At 51.3% G+C, this 17,453-nt stretch carries 11 protein-coding genes; 5 read left to right on the plus strand and 6 right to left on the minus strand.

Annotated features, from left to right (window positions below; all coding sequences use genetic code 11):
- Positions 1-76: 76 nt before the first annotated feature.
- Both CYPRO_RS12460 and CYPRO_RS12465 read left to right on the plus strand, forming a co-directional pair.
- Positions 77-1,039, plus strand: coding sequence for a DNA-3-methyladenine glycosylase family protein (locus CYPRO_RS12460; protein ID WP_114984927.1), 963 nt, complete (start codon positions 77-79; stop codon positions 1,037-1,039).
- 36 nt (positions 1,040-1,075) lie between these two features.
- A complete protein-coding gene (locus CYPRO_RS12465; protein ID WP_114984928.1) occupies positions 1,076-1,645 on the plus strand; it encodes a DUF420 domain-containing protein in 570 nt (189 codons plus the stop codon).
- Positions 1,646-1,808: 163 nt separating this feature from the next.
- Here CYPRO_RS12465 and CYPRO_RS12470 read toward each other — a convergent pair whose 3' ends face one another.
- Positions 1,809-3,005, minus strand: coding sequence for a GTP-binding protein (locus tag CYPRO_RS12470; RefSeq protein WP_114985794.1), 1,197 nt, complete (start codon positions 3,003-3,005; stop codon positions 1,809-1,811).
- A gap of 358 nt (positions 3,006-3,363) precedes the next feature.
- Here CYPRO_RS12470 and CYPRO_RS12475 point away from each other — a divergent pair, with 358 nt between their 5' ends.
- The 3 genes from CYPRO_RS12475 to CYPRO_RS12485 are packed head-to-tail and all read left to right on the plus strand — an operon-like array spanning position 3,364 to position 12,073.
- Positions 3,364-5,466 (plus strand): sensor histidine kinase, encoded by a 2,103-nt coding sequence (locus CYPRO_RS12475; protein WP_114984929.1) that lies wholly within the window; start codon positions 3,364-3,366, stop codon positions 5,464-5,466.
- A gap of 7 nt (positions 5,467-5,473) precedes the next feature.
- Positions 5,474-7,276 carry a FecR family protein gene (locus tag CYPRO_RS12480; RefSeq protein WP_164682766.1) on the plus strand — a complete coding sequence of 601 codons (1,803 nt, stop codon included), beginning with the start codon at positions 5,474-5,476 and terminating at the stop codon, positions 7,274-7,276.
- 9 nt (positions 7,277-7,285) lie between these two features.
- Positions 7,286-12,073 (plus strand): PKD domain-containing protein, encoded by a 4,788-nt coding sequence (locus CYPRO_RS12485; protein WP_114984931.1) that lies wholly within the window; start codon positions 7,286-7,288, stop codon positions 12,071-12,073.
- Positions 12,074-12,220: 147 nt separating this feature from the next.
- Here the strand turns inward: CYPRO_RS12485 and CYPRO_RS12490 are convergent, their stop codons facing one another.
- The 5 genes from CYPRO_RS12490 to bamA form a co-directional block, all read right to left on the minus strand.
- The gene (locus tag CYPRO_RS12490; RefSeq protein WP_114984932.1) at positions 12,221-12,934 is read right to left on the minus strand and encodes a cupin domain-containing protein; all 714 of its coding nucleotides are present in this window, start codon (positions 12,932-12,934) and stop codon (positions 12,221-12,223) included.
- A 162-nt stretch (positions 12,935-13,096) separates the two neighbouring features.
- Positions 13,097-13,648 carry an OmpH family outer membrane protein gene (locus CYPRO_RS12495; RefSeq protein ID WP_114984933.1) on the minus strand — a complete coding sequence of 184 codons (552 nt, stop codon included), beginning with the start codon at positions 13,646-13,648 and terminating at the stop codon, positions 13,097-13,099.
- Between the two features lie 30 nt (positions 13,649-13,678).
- Positions 13,679-14,203 (minus strand): OmpH family outer membrane protein, encoded by a 525-nt coding sequence (locus tag CYPRO_RS12500; RefSeq protein ID WP_114984934.1) that lies wholly within the window; start codon positions 14,201-14,203, stop codon positions 13,679-13,681.
- 85 nt (positions 14,204-14,288) lie between these two features.
- Positions 14,289-14,852, minus strand: coding sequence for an OmpH family outer membrane protein (locus tag CYPRO_RS12505; RefSeq protein ID WP_114984935.1), 564 nt, complete (start codon positions 14,850-14,852; stop codon positions 14,289-14,291).
- Positions 14,853-14,895: 43 nt separating this feature from the next.
- A complete protein-coding gene (bamA, locus tag CYPRO_RS12510) occupies positions 14,896-17,430 on the minus strand; it encodes an outer membrane protein assembly factor BamA (protein ID WP_164682768.1) in 2,535 nt (844 codons plus the stop codon).
- Positions 17,431-17,453: the final 23 nt, after the last annotated feature.

Genomic DNA, 17,453 nt, shown 5'->3' on the forward strand with positions numbered 1-17,453 from the left:
GCAGCGATCGCCAAACGATTAGCACCAAATCACAGTTTTGCGGGTTACTTCAAACAATCATCCTCCATAGCCTGCCATGCCGTTTAGCTGGAAATTAAAGTCTGTAGCGCCCCACGATTTTTTTATTTCTCTGGATATCGATGCTTATTTCGATCACGAACACGAGCCCGCTGAAATTCCTGAAAAAGGCATGCTCAGGCCTCTGAGCCTGACCCATACCGACGCCTTGGTCCGGATTTACTTCAATGGCGATCCCGAAAACCCCTCTTTTCAAATAGAGTGTGAAGAACACCTTTCGGAAGATGAAGTCGCAGAAGCAAACCGTCAGCTCGCGCGTATCCTGGGCACAGATATTGATTTAAATCCGCTGTATGAAAAAGCCTGGGATGATCCCATATTGGGACCTTTATTTAAAGAGTCCTACGGCTTTAAGCGCATGTCGCGGGCAAGCTTTTTTGAAGACGCGCTCAACCGAATCATCATTGCGCAAATCAGTCATAAGCCAACGGCGCGACGGATGGTGTACGGGGTGCGGGAACAGTACGGCACGCGCCTCGAAAGCAAGTTTGGACGGCTGAGTGCCTGGCCCAGGCCATATCAGCTGGTCGGGGCGGAACCGGCTTCCCTCAAAAAACACGGCCTTTCCCTGCGCAAAGGCGAATACGTAACCGGTCTTGCCCATTTGCTGGTCTCCGGAGAAATCCCTTCTCAGTATGAGATTGAGAACCTCCTGCCCGCAGCCTTTTACGAGCTCATGCTGGGCATACGGGGAATCGGGCCGACCACCGCTCAGGACCTGATGATGTTTCGGAACCGGACCGATGCCGTTTTTCCTTCGCACGTTCAGAAAGGAGAAGAAAAAGGACTGCGCCGGTGGATTTCCTTATCTTACGGCTGCGATCCGGATAACACCGATGAATCACAGTTTCAGGAGCTGATACGAAGCTGGCAGGGCTATGAAAGCGTCGCACTCGAATATCTGCACCTCAACTATGTGTTGGGCGAGAAAGCCCGCCGCATGAAAAAGCAATCCGTTTAAATTCACGATTTTACCACCGCAATTCTCTACATACGCATGGAAAAGAACTACGAAAAAGACATCACGATTGAAGCCTTCAAAAACCTGAACGTTGCACGGGCTGTAGTCGCCATTATGATCGCCAGCGGACTGGTGCTCGTTTTTCTGTTTTGGCTGATCTATTTTCGGGATGGTACCGAGATCGTACCCGACTGGGTAAGTATGCTTCCGGCAGTAAACGCAACGGTAAACAGCATTGCCACCATTTTCTTAATTCTGGCATTTGTCGAAATTAAGAAGCGGAATTTTGTGCAGCACATGCGCTATAATCTGGCAGCCTTTGTAGCGTCAGCCGTTTTTCTCATCAGCTATGTACTCTACCACAACTTCATCGGGCACACCCCTTTCCCCGGTGAAGGCATGGTAAGGCCGATCTATTTTACCATACTGATTTCCCACATTATTTTATCCGTTGTGGTTGTGCCGCTCATTTTATCGAGCTTTTTCTTTGCTTTTGCCGGGAAATTCAGCCTCCATCGTAAAATTTCAAAGTTCACTTTCCCCATCTGGATGTATGTATCCGTGACAGGCGTCGTGATATTCTTCTTCCTGAATGCGTACACCTGATTTATTCATTTCATTGCTCTTGCAGTTCAGCTGAATCCTGTAGTACGCTAACTACCATTTCGGTACACCTTCCGATCCACTGTTGGAGAGTTTTATTCGGGCAGGCTATTTAAAAAGCCCCATTCTTTACCGAATAAGGCTTTTTTTGTGTGAATACCAGGTCTCAGACAGGCCATCCGTCATCAATGGGCTGTGCGGCTTTTTTAAACGCCTGATATTCTTCCGGTGATGCAAGACAGGAATCCAAACCTCTCCTGATTTCATGTTCATCCATTCCGATGCCGATAAAAACCAACTCATTGAGCCGGTCACCGAAAACATCATCCCAACGGCTCTCAATTAATGCACGATTTTCGAGATAAGCCGAGCTTTGGATACGTTGCGTTTCGGGGTATGATGCCCACCAACTCCCTGCACGATCAGCCCGAACAGAACCACCAGCCTGACTAAAATTGAGCGCTTGTTCCGGCCGGCTTGCCAACCAGAATAGTCCTTTTGAGCGCAGTACTGCCTGCGGAAACGCACGGGTTGCAAAGTTTAGAAAACGCTCCGGATGAAATGGATGGCGTGCCCTGTAAACAAACGAGCTTATGCCGTATTCATCGGTCTCGGGCGTATGTTCTTTTTCGAGCTCATCGATCCATGCTTTTGAACCAGCTGCAGCTTCAAAATCAAACATGCCCGTGTTCAGAATTTTATTCAGCTCAACTTTTCCAAAAGTAGCAGGAATAATTTTAGCCGTTGGGTTTAGCTTTTGAAGAATGGCGCGGAGCTCATCTTGCTGTTTTTGATTCACAAGATCAATTTTATTCAGGACGATTATATTGGCAAATTCTATTTGCTCAGTTAGCAAATTCACGATAGGGCGAACGTCGGAGACATCGTTGCCCAAGCCGTGATCAACCAATGTTTCAGATGAACCGTAGTCCGTTGCGAATTCCGCTGCATTTACAACCGTGACCATTGTATCCAGCTTTGTGACCGATTCCAGGGGCAACTGAAGCTCATCACTATCAAAAAAGAAGGTTTGGGCAACCGGTAAAGGTTCCGAGATACCCGTGGACTCTATAAGCAAGTAGTCAAACCGACCGCTTATAGCCAATCGAGCGACTTCTTCGATTAGGTCTTCCCGAAGGGTACAACAAATACAGCCATTGCTCATCTCAACAAGTTTTTCTTCTGTTCGTGAAAGATGCGCGCCCTCTTCTACAAGTCGTGCGTCCACATTTATCTCGCTCATATCGTTCACAATTACAGCAACGCGAAGGCCATGCTTATTGGATAATACATGGTTCAGAAGGGTTGTTTTTCCGGAGCCAAGAAAGCCACTGAGTACGGTTACGGGTAGTTTTTTTTCCATCATTAATCATTTTGGTGGGTTTTGAAATCAGGCCAAATATATGCAACAAAGTTGCATTTAATTCACACCAATCACAAACAGATTCAATTTATTTTCTAAATGTTTGTTTATAATTGCTTTATCAAAATAAATCGATAGTCCAAATTTGGCCTGGTGTAAAGACCGCGTACCGAGCGTAGCGAATACCACGAAATGAAAATTCCTCGCTGGCGACATAGAAGCCGAAAAAGTCTTGATGAATAATGCGGGTTAAAAAATCTTTTATCCTGCTCGTTGTGACGCTTTTTTTAAAGTCCATAATTTTAATCCGTAAGCCGTATATTTGCTCCTAATTCATTGACGCACCTCGGTCCGCTAAATGCCCCTACGTACCCGCTTTTTACTCCTTCTTTTGTTCATTTTCCTGAGCATTTCTGCCATAGTATGGTTTGTGGTTCGCCCTGCCTACGAAGAAGTACTTTTGAATGAACGAACGACTATTATAACAGAAAATCAGCGGGAACGGATTGACCGGCTGAATGCACAGACCAACAGCTGGATCGATATGATGTTTGAGTACGAGCAGGTGCTCGTGCGCACCGGCAGTATCAATCAGACGGAATTGCTGTTCAGGGGCTATTCAGCCATTTTTCCGGCTTTTGAAATTCTCCGGCTGATTGAAGCGGAGACCGGCGAATACATCGAATTCCGGTCTCAGGATTCGTACGGGGAACTGCGCTTTGATCTGATAATTCCGTATATCGAGCCCGCAAACAACAGCGATGGAGAGCCTGCATACAGCGTGCAGTGGATTGCGGATTTAGATACCATTGTCCTGAGCCGGTACATCGACCTGGGCGGTGAAATCTTTCTGGTCACCGGCGTATTTAATGCCTCTTATTTTCAGGATACGCTGTTCCGCTTCAACCTTGGTTTTCCTGCGAAAGCGGCTCTGTGGCTTTCGGATGGCAGCGGGGTTGGTCTGAACGGCATTGACATGCCGGCACCTGCGTTCTCTCAGCTCACCCTTGTTGAGCAACAGCTGTTTGAAAAGGAAGTGCGTATTATGATTGCCTCGCCTGTTCCGCTGTTCGGGGCGCAGCACGCCTTATACTTTGCTTATGATGACCTCCGCCGGGACGTCCAAACGCTCTTCCTGCAAAATCTCGGATTGCTGATGCTTGCCTTTTTCGGGATTTGGATAGCTTCCTTCATCCTCTTTGAAAAACTCACCAAGCCTCTGCGCACCTTTATCACCGACCTGCAGCCCTTCAGTAGTTTTGATTTCGGGAAGCCCCTACGCCCCATCGCCCTTCCTGAACTCAGAGAAGTTTCTGAAACGATGGAAGGTATCCGGCAAAAGCTGCAGCATTATCAGGAAATTAATGTCGAAAAAATAATTTCGAGTCAGCAGCGGATTATGACGATGACGGAGCACTCCTCTGATCTGATTGCTTTTTTCGACGGTTCAAACAAATTTGTGCGGTTTAATGCACAGTTCAAACAGCTCTTTAGCGAGCTTGAAAGTCCAATGCCGCAGGATATCACTTCCCTTTTTGAGATGGCCAATGTGCGGGTGATGAAAGAAGGCGTCGCGCAGCAGGAAGCGGATCCGCCTGTCACCATTCAGAAGCGTCAGCTTGAGCTTGCCTTCACCATTGGCGAAGAAAAAGAGTACTACTTCACAGCTCAGGTACTGCGGCTGTTCAATGAAAAGGGGGATCCGCTGGGTGGGCAGTTTATGCTGTACGATCTCACTGATGAGCGTGAACTTGACCGCAAGCGCAATGAGATGATCAACATTATCGTGCATGAGCTCAAGAATCCGATTACGGGTATTCAGGGGCTTATCACCATTCTGCGAAGTGAAGAGCTTGGAGAAGATGACCGCAAAGAATTTTATAAGATTATCGATGACAGCGCCTCTGACCTCTTCGGCATTGTACAGCGCTTCCTGCAGGTTGCCAAGCTGGAATCGGGCGGCATTCAGGGTGAAGCCGAATCGGTTGATATGGCAGCCCTGATCACCAGAATCAGCCGCGACCTGGAAACCACCCTGCGCGACAAAAAAATCCGCTTCAATCAGATTATTGAAGAAGATATCCCACCCGTTGAAGCGGTACCTGATCTCATGAACGATGTGATTCGCAATCTCCTCTCCAATGCCGTGAAATACGGCCCGGAAAACCGCACCATCGATGTTTCAGCACAAACCGAAATCACAGACGAAGGCACACGGCATTTTGTATTCGCCGTAACAGATTACGGCTTCGGAATCAAGGAAGAGTATAAGGATCAGATTTTCAAAAAGTTTTTCCGGATCAAGGAATACAAGGCCGTGCAGGGTACCGGGCTCGGGCTGCCTTATGTGAAAGAAATTATCGAGAAACACCGCGGCAGCATTACGGTTGATTCCAATGAATCGATTGGAAGCCGGTTTACGGTGCGCCTCCCCTACCCGATTATCAGCAAAGACGATTAATACCCCCATGCTTACCTTTTTCCCGGCGGGCTTCTGCAAAACAGCGCTGCCGCTTCTTTTAGGCCTGTTGCTGCCTCTCACGCTTCAGGCACAGCAAACCGACAGTATTGACTTTCCGGCTTCACAAATAGCCGAAATTTCGACCCGTTTCGCTGGCTCCCCCCAAAACTGGCCCATCGTAAACAGCCTTGCGGAGTATGATCCGCAGACCAACCGGTTTTACCTGAGCGCGGCTGACATCAACCTTCTTCGTGCCTTTCGGGACGGATTTGCTCAGGTTGAAGAATCACGCGCGCTGTATACTACCCTTATCGACCGCGGGGCCCGCGTGCTTGCACGGGAAGAGCTGCAAACGCTTGAAGGGAAATTCGACCGCTTCCGCGCACATGTGAATGAAGCCGCCATTACCGCGGCAACCGAAACAGCCGCTGAGATAGCGGCATTTTCGCAAGATGTAAGCGAGCTTGTTGAAGCGCGGCGTCTCATGCAGGTTGAAGCACGCCTGGAAGAGATTGAAAACATTGTGGAAAGCCGCCGGGGATTGCTGGGAAGGTGGGCTTCCGCCGAAACCGGTGATCTCTTACAACAAGACGACGGCATTCGTACCGGGGAAGATTCTCAGGCAAGGCTCGAATTCGTGGATGGCAGCGACATCACCCTCTCCGCCAATACGACCGCGGTCATCCGGAAATCTTCGGTTGATCGTATCACGAACCGCTCCGAGGTCGATATCGAGCTTTCAAGCGGGGGCGTACTCACCCGGCTCTCCGCAGCCGCCCGGAATCAAGCGACCTACAACCTTGAAACCCCCACAAGTAGCAGTCAGATCAACTCCTCGAGTTTTTGGGCCGAAAACCGCTCCGACGAAATCACAACCATGTCCAACTATGACGGAATCGTACTCGTGAGCGCCGGTAATATGGAAGTCAACCTTGCCGAAAATGAAGGCACCATCGTTCGCCGCGGTCAGGGCCCTTCTGCCCCCATCCGCTTGCTGCCTGCGCCTTCAACCGACTGGGCACGACCTGATACCGTCATTTATATAAACCGTCTCGATCTCGCATGGCAGGCGGTTTCCGGTGCAAGACGTTACGAAGTGGATTTAGCCCGTCGTGATACCTTTTTGGGAAACGTGCGCACCTTTCGCGCCAACGAGCCACAGCTTACGCTCACGGACATCCCAACCGGGCTGAATTATGTGCGGATAAGGGCTTTCGATGAAAACGAACTGCGCGGCATTGACAGCCGCACGCTTCAGGTGCTGTATGTGGAAAGCACAAGTCCGCCGCCCCTGATTCTCGACAGTGCCTTTCGTCCGGAAGTTGTGTATTCGTTTTCCCGCGAAACGGAAATCACCGGCACAACCGAAGCCCGTTCCCGACTGCAGATCAACGGGGAGCGCGTTTCAGTCGGACCTGACGGACGTTTCCGAAAGCCGCTCACCATAACCGGTGAAGCCCTTGAAGTAAGCCTTACGGCAACCAATGCCGCCGGACTCACCCGCGAAGTTAACCGTACCCTCCGCTATGTTGATACCGCGCGGCTTTTTGACCTGAACTGGTCTGCACCGGTACAGGATGGTCAGCTGCAACGTATGCCGCGCATGCTTGTAAGGGGCCGTGCCTACGCATTTCTTACCATTGAAGCTCAAATTAACGGGCAGGTGCTGCGGCAGCGGGCAGGCAACAACGGCGACTGGGCCCTGCAGTTTGAGCCCGACGAAGCTGCGCAAATTACCATCCGCTTCATTGACCGCGAAAGCGGCAATACGGTCGCCGAACGATCTTTTCCATTTACCCCAATCCGATAATACCCAAATATGCGATTTGGTTTTCCCCTCCAAAAACCCACGCTAATCACCCTCCTGATCCTGATGGGCCTCTCGGCAAATGCCATGGCTCAGGAAGTTTACTTTTCCATCTCCGGCAAAAGTACAACCGTTAGCTCGGGCGACCGGCTCGGGCAATACGACTACTGGCTGCGCCCTGCCCCCGGGGTGGATATTCCGCGCCCCGCAACGGTTGAGATTTTTGACGCGGGCCTGGGTGGTTTTGCGGATGTGATTGCCGGTCAGCCCAACACCCGCACGACCTACAGCCTTCATACCTTCCGGAACTTATATGAAAAAGGGACGCGGGAAATACGCCGCAGCGCAACAAGCGGCCGCTTTCAGCCGCTGGATCAGCAAACGACCTTCACCGAAAGCCGCTTCCTGAACCGCTGGGTCCCTTTCTTCACGCTTCAGGAACAAGAAGCTTCCACCGAAGGCTTCATCATGCGCGTGGAAACCGACGAAGGCAACGACGTCAACGATTTCCGGATCCGGATCACCGGGGACGGCGCTTCCGACTGGGAGCTCATCACCCTGAACCTTTCTGTTGGCCTGATCAGCTCCGCACCTGAAAACAGGTTTCAGTTCCGCCCGCTATGGGATGACGCCCCGCCGCCGGTATTCAGCCTTTCCGGGCAGGAAGACAGCCGCATCTTTCTGATGGACGCCTTCGGAAATACCAACGCCCATGACCGTAACTGGCGGGAGTGGGAACCGGAACAGTACGGCCTGCCCAACAGCTGGGCCGTTGTCATGACCGGCTCAGCCGTACGTATCAACAACCGGGTACTCGCCGGGCAGGACGCCATCATCCCTTTTCGCACTGACTTTGTAACCCTGAATGAAGACCGGATCGAAGCGCCGCAGGTTGAGATTCAGACCTTCAGCGGACAGTGTCAGCAATACGGACTCCGTGCAAATTACCGCGGATTTGTCCTCAACATGCAGCAGGCCGAGTGGCGGACAGACGGGCAGCGGTTTGCAGGCAGCAGCTTTAGCCACGAATTTTCCGCATTCGGCCTTACCCCCTGGACGCTCATCGTGCCCGTTGAAGGCCGTCATGTACCCCGCCATTTTGTAAAAGAAGGTCAGCTGAATGTGAACGCGCCACCGGTGATTCAGGTGGAAGGCTACCGGGAAATGCTTTCTCCGGGTGAAGCACTTGTGCTCGACGCTTCTTCCTCCTTCAATCCCGACGGCGGCAGCTTCAGCTATCGCTGGTTTGTGAACGGGGAACCCCGCGGCAGCAGCAGCAGCTTTCGGTTTCAGAGCAGCGTTTCAGGAGCCTACGACATCCGGCTGCGCCTTACCGACAGTGCACGGAATGCAAGCTGTACCGAAACCACGGAAGACTTTCCGGTAATCGTCAATACGCAGCCCTATGCCGAAATTGACTTCAACCGCGTAATCGCCAAAGATGTACCTAATACGATAGCCGCATTCCGCGACTTTGACCCTGATGGCAATGAGCTGGCTTTCCGGTGGGAAGGCCCCGGCATTGTTTCGACAGCAGAAGGGCGTGAAATTCAGGTGCAGCATGCGCAGGCCGGCACCTTCAGGATTCAGCTCACCGCAGACGATCAGACGGGCACCCAAAACGCTACCTATACCACAACAGTCGAGTATAAAGTCAACGCCGCACCCGTACCCTCCTTTGCGGTGCCATCCATCGAAGCGCCCGGCGAAACGATCGCGCTTGACGCTTCAGCCTCTTTCGACCCCGACGGCGATCCGCTGACCTACATCTGGGAAATTTCTGACGGAAGAGAGCTCAGCGGTGAACGTCAAAACATTAGCTTTACGCAGCCCGGACTCTACACCATTACGTTGTTGGCCAACGACGGTGAAGGCGTCGAAAACTCCGTACAGCAGATTTCGCGCGACATCCGAATCAACCGCGCCCCTGTTCCCGATATTGCGGCTACCGACTTCACCAATCAGGCCATTGTGGATTTTGACGCCTCCGCCAGCATTGACGCCGATCAGGGCATTGTAAGCTGGGAATGGGATTTCGGAGATGGTCAGACGGCAAGCGGCGAGCGCGTCACGCATGCCTATCAGGCCTACGGCACCTATACCGTGCGCCTGACCGTGGATGACGGGCAGAATGTCTCTAACAGCCGTCAGTACACGGAGCACACCGTTACCATCAACAGTAACCCGGTAGCCGTGATGGATTTTCCTACGGTTGTAGCCCCCGGCGATGAAATACCGCTCGACGGAAGTCAGAGTTTTGACCCCGACGGAGAAGTTACGGCCTGGCAGTGGACGGTAAATAATCAATCCGCAGGGGAAGGTGAGCGGAGCAGCGGACGCATTGATACACCGGGTGTTTTCGAAGTAAACCTGCAGGTGCGCGACGACTCTCCCTTCGATGACGCCACGAGTACCACTTCCGGACTCATCCGCGTAAATCACCCGCCTGTGCCGGTTTGGGAAAACAGCCCAAGGGTTACCGAACCCAACCGCCCCACCACATTCGACGCTTCCGGAAGCTTTGACCCCGACAATGATCAGCTGAGCTATCGCTGGGAATTTTCAGACGGGGAAGTTTTTGAAGGCGAACAAATCACCAGAACCTTTCCCGCTTCCGGCACAGCCTTCTTTACCCTGTATGCTGATGATGGCGAAGGCCTTGCGAATTCGGTTTCATCGGTTGAAGGCAGTGTGAGAATCAACATGGAGCCCATCATCATAACAGAAACGGACATCATGAGTAACAGCCTTCAGGTTGAGCTGAACGCTTCGGAAAGTTACAATCCCGATGGGGGCACCCTTACCTACCTCTGGATTCTGCCGGATGGCAGCGAACAGCGGCAGGCACAGTTCACCTGGACCGCTCCGGAGCCCGGCATTCACACGCTCAGCCTTCAGGTTGATGACGGGGAAGGGCTGGAAAATTCCGTCAGTACAGAGCGCATTACCGTAACAGTGAACCGTCCGCCGGTAGCGGTCATCGATGAGCGCATTGACGGTTGTACCGATCAGCTGATCGTCTTTTCCGGCGCAAGAAGCTTTGATCCCGACGGGGACAGCTTCACTACCCGCTGGGAGTTCGGCGACGGCAACAGCAGCAATGAAATTAACCCGGTACACAGCTACCGCAGACCGGGCACCTACACCGCGCGGGTTTTCCTGAATGACGGCATTGCAGCTGAACCAACCATTGCAGAGCTGCCGGTTGTAATTGAAGGTTCTCCGCAGGCGCAGATTAATTTTGATGAAATCACGGTATGCGCCAACAGCCCCATCACCTTCGACGGCACCGAAAGTACGGATCCCAATGGCATAGTCGCCTCTTACAACTGGGATTTTGGGGATATGAACAGCGCGGTGGGCTCGCGAACAACGCACTTGTACACCCGCCCCGGTACCTACCGCGTTTCGCTCACCATTACCGGCTCAGGCACCGGAACCTGCCCTAACATGAGTCAGCAGACCGCTATTGTGAACGTAGTAGCCGCACCAGAAGCCGTTTTTGAAATTCCTTCCGTCGTCAGCCCGGGCACAGCCGTTACGCTGGACGCAGGCAACTCCGTTACGGAAGACCAAATCACCAGCGTGGCATGGCGCATTACTTCTGAATCAGATGAGCAGTTTGAGCCTATTGAGCGCAGCGGAATGCTGCAGGAGATAAGTCTGGATCAGCCGGGCAGCTACATTGCTGAACTCACCATCAATACGGACAACGACGCGGGTTGTGCAAGCAACACCATCACCCGCAGAATAGTGGTGAATCAGGCACCCGAAGTGGTTTGGAACACCCCGGAAATCTGGATGAAGAACAAACCTTTCCTTCTTTCCGCTGAAGGAAGCCGCGACGCCGACGGTTTTATCACCAACTACACCTGGACGATTGATGGCGAGCCCTTTGCTGAAAGCCTGTCCGCACGACTACCTGTACAAGAATTTGGCTCCTTTGAAATCGGACTCGAAGTCACCGACAACGCCGGGGTTGAAAACAGTACGGTGCAGAAAACACAGCGCCTGACGATCAACCCTTCGCCGGTGCCGCAGTTCGAACTGCCCGCCTACCTATGGCTGGGCGAAACCCTGGAACTCAACCCCGCAGAAAATCGTGATCCGGCAAGTAACCCGGTGTACAGCAGCTGGCGGATTAACGGGGAGCTTTTCGATGAACAGGAAGTCCGTATCGAAACGGACCGCCCGGACTACCTTATCACTCTCATTCAAGACGACCGTCTCGGCCTTGAAAACTCGGTAGCCACCGTTACCCGGACTTTCCGGGTGCGCATGCCGGAAGAACTGACGGTCCGCATTCCTGCAGGTATCATTGCCGGAAGCAGCCTCGATCGGTCCATCACAGGCCTGAGACAGCCCTACGTTTTTATGGAAAGCGATCAGCCCTCCGAAACCTGGCAGGCACCTGACATCAGCGGCTCAGCCGGAGCTTCTGAAATCGCAGATTTCCGAATCGGATGGCAGCCCCGAAATCAGGTTCTGCACACAGAAAGCCGCCAAATCGAAGTTTTTGCCCCGCTTCAGGCTGCACAATCGGAAGTACGGGAAACGGTAGCCTTCAACCCGGTAAACAACACGGCCCTTGTTACGGCACCGGCAGTCAACCGCCCGTCAGCGCACGGCCTGCGCTACGAATGGCGGCTGCGGGGCACCAATGATGTAATTACACGAGGCCGCAGCATTCACCTGCCCATCATGCAGGGCGATAACCTGTTTGACCTTGTCATAACGGAAACCGACGCCATCATCGGAAAATCCGAACTCATCGTACCGGTGCACATTATCGCCGAATAGCGCAGGTTTTGTCTCTGTGAAAAAGGGTTACCGACTGAGGTTGGTAACCCTTTTTTATGTATTCCAGGTATTCCTGTAGGGGGCTCTTCCGCATTGGTCAACCCCACGCATCAGGCCAACACATATTTACGAATTGACTGCGCTGCGCTATTCATCTTCATCCGGCTCAGATTCATCCGGATCATCAGAAACTTCACTCAGGTAAAACCGCTCAATAAGCGCACGCTCGGTGCCGTCTCGCTGTGCCCGGCCGGCCAGGCGGTCAAATACCGGATTAATCAATCGCAAAATACCGGGGGCACGGGTATCACTATAGGCCGCGAAAACAGCTGTATGGGCGATGTCCAGCGGCAGGCCGTCCTCATCTGTCATACCGGCATTGACCAGCCCGTAGAGGATGTAGAGTGATTTTTCGAAGCCCTGACTCCCCGGCTCAATGCGCACCTGAAAGACGGCTGTTTCGTCACTGTCGTTGAAGAAATAATGGACATCGTTAATCTCAGCGCGAACGGTTTCACCGGGTCCGATCTGATAATCGGTCCCGTTTACGTGTACACCAGTCTGACCTTCAACGCCCGTAAAAATCTCGGCAAACCGCTGATGAAAATGAGGCCCGTTACTTCCGCCGGGTTCGAGGGTAATTTCAAGAAGCGTGTACGCGCCGTCGGTTTCGTGGGATTTGCGCAGGAAAGTCGTGTGGTGTTTCGCGAGCGTGTTATAGATCGTTCGGTTAAGATTTTCCGGAGGCGGCATGGTATAAAATTCAGAGCTCTCCCGATCGAAGGGCGCACCAAGTGACCAAAGAAAAATGAACGGGATAGCTATGAGTAACAGGGTAATACTGATCAGAATCTTTTTCATGTTCTCCGGATTTTTATTGTTGGTTTATTCTTAGCTTATTGATTACCCTTAACTTATTCAAGTATGTCCGGCCCAAAGCTGAAATTCTGAATTACTTTTAACAAAAAAAAGGCTGCAACGTTTAAGTCACAGCCTTTTTTTGTGGAAATGGGTTACCGTTTGTTATCGTCTGACGCCCATGCGGTCCATCACACGATTCGTTATATCGTAGTTTTCACGCATTTCAGCGGAAGCGTAGAGAACAACCATATCACCGTTGTTTACCATCTGATTGATGACATAAGACAGGCCGAGTTCATTGGCAACGTCGTTGATGGTGTCCATAATGCGGCTGCGGAGGGGGGCAATCAGATTTTCCTGACGCTCCATCAGTTCCTGCTGATACTCCATCTGAAACTGCTGCAGACGCATGGCCATGCTTGAGAGGCGCTCTTGCTCAGCCTGACGCGCACTTTCAGAAATAACGGCTACTTTTTGCTCGAACTCTTCACGGGCCTGAAGGAATTCTGCTTCAAGCTGTGCAAACTCACGGCGCTTGCGGTTGGTGAATCCGTCAAGCTGATCCGATACGTTTTCAAGTTCGGGCATCATCATCAGGATTCTTCCTGCGTCAACAACACCGATTTTAAGATCCTGTGCCTGTGCGGGCTGTGCATGGAAGGAATACCCCAATACAAGGAAAAGGGCAAAAAAGAATGTCGAAACTTTGTTCATAATAGATATAGTTGGAAAATTTTGGTTGCGTTAGCGGTTCATCCGGGCAATCACTTCATCTGTGATATTGACCGAGTGCGGGTTATCTCTGATGATGAAAAAGATGGGTTCTGCATTGCTGGTTTCGGACTGAAATACGTAGTCGAGGCCCCTTTCTTCAGCAACGGCTTCGATAGCGCGGTTTATGCGCTCTACGATGGGGATCAGCAACTCGGCTCTGCGTTCTTCAAACATCACGCCGAACTCCTGCTGCATGAGCGTGAGCTCTTCAACCATCTGGCTCAGCCGCGCTTCTTCCTGTCTGACCTGAGCGGATGAAAGCTGATTACGGCTTTCTTCAAACAAGAAAAGTTCTTCGCTGTAGCGCTCATACATCTGATTGTAGTCCTGCTCCCATTCATTGTAGAACGCTTCCAACTGTGTTTCTACTTGTTCACGCTCCGGAATGCTGTCAAGGATACGCTGTGGTTCAGCATAGCCAATGCGCTGCTGCGCAAATAGCTGACTTACACCGAGTACCAGCATCAATACGGATACGAGTATGATTCTTTTCATTCGGTTATTCTTTTAGGATGAGTGTACTTCTTTTTGGTAAGGTCTTTACGTTTCAGGATTACGCTTAAGTATACTTCGAGTGTCACTAAGGCCGGACATCTTCATCTACCTGAATGCCAAGCTCCAGTAAAACATCAATACTGAGATCCCACTGCGGGTTGGTATAAAAAAGGAGGTATTCGCCGCTTCTGTCAATGATGAAGTCAAAACCGTCACGCTCTGCAATCCGACCCGTTGCTTCAACGATCTGACGCTGAATCGGACTCAGCAACTCACGCTGCTGTCTCAGGTAATCACCTTCAGGCCCAAAGCGCTGATTGACAAGCCGCTCCCTTTCCCGCTTTTTGTTCTGAATTTCCTGCTCCCGCTCCTGTCTGATTTCGGGGGTAAACAGGATTTCCCGCGCTTCAAAATCACGCTGCAACGATTCAATTTCTTCATCAAGTTCCGTGATTTCCCTCCGCCAGGTTTCGGTTAGCTGACGTAGCCGCTGTTCAATACCTTCATACTCAGGAATTTGGCTGAGTATAAAATCCGTATCAATAAAACCAAATTTTTGATTTTGCGCTTGAACTGCACTGAGTGAAGAGAAGGCGAAAGCCACTAAAATCAGTGTAAGGACTTTGGAAGTACATGAAACAGTTCGCATGGCGGAAGATGGTTTTTGAAAAATAATTCCTAAGCCGGTTTTATCAGAACGGAGATCCGATGTTGAAGAGGAACTCCCACTGCCCTGCGTTTACATTGGTTCCCGGTATGCCATCAAGACGATAGCCATAACTCAGGTCAATAAGCCCCAGAATGGGCAGGAAGACGCGGGTTCCGATACCTACTGCGCGCTTCACCCGGAACGGGTCAAATTCATCAAAATCAGCATAGGCGTTACCTGCTTCGAAAAACAGGTAAGGTACGAGGGTAACCTGCTCTGAAGAAACAGCCGGGTAGCGGATCTCAGCAATATACTTGGAGTAAATACTGCCACCAATCGGCTCGCCATTCAGGTAAGGCGAAATAGAACCGTTTCGGCCACCGGGGAAGCCGCGGAGTTCGATGTTGTTCTGATAGAAGGTTTGCTGTTGCTGAAGAAGCGTCCCGCCAAGGTAGAAGCGCTGATACTGACTTCTGTTGTTGTCATTGAACCAGCCCAGATATCCGTACTCAAAACCGGTCGACGCGACGAGTCGCCCAAAGAGCGGCACATGCTGCGTAAAGCTGATGTCGGCCAGATAATACTGGTCAAGTCCGGCAAGCGGTGCAGCAAGCTCAACACCAATATCAAAAGTTGAACCGCTGTTAGGCGAAATGGGATTGTCTAAGGAGTTCCGGTTCAGGCCAAGACGCAGCGATAAACTTTTGGAGCGGCCCGGCTCAATAAGACCGCGGGGGAATGCAGAATCAAACAACTGGAACCGCAGGGTTGTGACCTGTGTGAAAAAGTCATCAGGGAAAGTAAGCCTGCGCCCCAGGGTCATGAAGGTGCTGAACTGCTCGTAGCGCTCGTTCTGACCACTCAGGTTTGAGAACCGGAAGTAGCTGTAGTTTGCCCCAAAACCCAGGGAGTTGGGCAGACCAAAAAGCCAGGGTTCCTGAAAACTAAAATTGTAGCTTCGGTATCCGCGGCCGGTGAGCTGCACTCCAAGAGAAAGCCGCTGACCATCACCGCTTGGCAGCGGTCGCCACGATTCTCCGTTGAGAATATTCCGTGCCGAGAAGTTATTGAAGTTGACACGTGCCGAGAGAATAACACCGAATTGGCGCCCGCCAAAACCACCGGAAAGCTCGAAGTTATCGGAACCCGCTGTTTCATCGAGGGCGTAAATCACATCAACCTTGCGGTTTTCAAAATCCACATCAAGATCCGGCATGATGTTTTCCGGAACAAAGTACCCGAGCTGTGCAAGCTCACGAACGGTACGCTGAATGGCTGAGCGGCTGTAGTTGCCACCGGGAATATTCCGCAGGTTTCGGCGAACTACGTGATCATGCGTTTTGGTATTGCCAAAAAACTCAACGCGGTTAATGGTTGCAATGTCGTTTTCAACCATCCCGATAAAAATATCGAGTGAATCACCGGGCGCGTCGCGAATGTCAATATCAAGGTCGAGAAAAAGGTGACCAATGTCGTGATATAAGGCTGTTATATCGTTGTTGCGACGGTTCCCGTACATATTTGACTCGAAGCGCTCCTGATCAAATACGTCACCGCGCTCAAAACCAAGCGAAGCGATAAGCTCTTCTTCGGTGTAGATGGTGTTGCCGTCAAAAGCGATGTTCCTGACGCGGTACTGCGGGCCTTCTTCAAGGCGCATAAATACACCTATGCCTTCACGCCCCCGTGAACGTTCAAATACAAAGACCGAATCTTCAACGATACGAATGTCACGGAAACCATTTTGCTGATAGAAATTGATCAGATTTTCTTGTGCTTCTTCAAAGCTTGCCTGATCAAAAGTTTGGCGCGTAAGCGTACGCCACAGGTTGGTGCGCTTGATTTCACGAAGCTCGCCTCTCAGCTTGCGGTCAGAAAAAGACTCGTTGCCTTCAAAGGTAATTTCGTGAATCTGAATACGTCTGCCCGGGTCAACCTGAAATTCAAGGGTGACGCGGTTCCTTACTTCGTCCCGATCGCGCTCTACAATTACGACCTCCGTATTGCGAAAACCGCGCTCGCGATAGTAGCGCATAATCGCGTTGACCGACTGTGCTTTGGTTGATTCGGTAACGGCAAAGCCGGGAATCATGGGGATGAGATCGCGCAGGTCGCGCCGCTGTGAGCGTCTTGGCCCGGTTATCTCAAAGCGGTCGAGGCGCGGTTGCTCCCGAACTTCGATCTCAAGATGAACCTGTGAGCCGGTCCGCGAAATCTGATAAATCTGCACATCTGAAAACAAGCCGGTACGGAACAGCCGCTGAATAGCGTCACCAATTGCAGGTCCCGGTATGGTGATTTGTTCTCCAACGCTGAGTCCCGCAGTTGCGAGAATCATAGATTCGCTTCGGGTTTCAGCTCCGGTTACGTCAATTTGCGTAATGGTAAGCGATCTTGGCGGGGTATCAAGAGGGTTAGTAATGCGCAGTGTCGGATCCTGTGCGCTAACGCTGACAGCTAATGCTGAAAAAAACAGTCCGGTAATAAGTACAGCTGCAAACGTAATTCGAAAATAATTCTGCACGTTGGAGGGCTTGATCGAAGGAAAAATTTGAGGGTTAGGAATCGTTAAAATCAAAAGAAATATGACCTGTTTAACCG

The sequence above is a fragment of the Cyclonatronum proteinivorum genome (assembly GCF_003353065.1).
GTDB lineage: Bacteria > Bacteroidota > Rhodothermia > Balneolales > Cyclonatronaceae > Cyclonatronum > Cyclonatronum proteinivorum.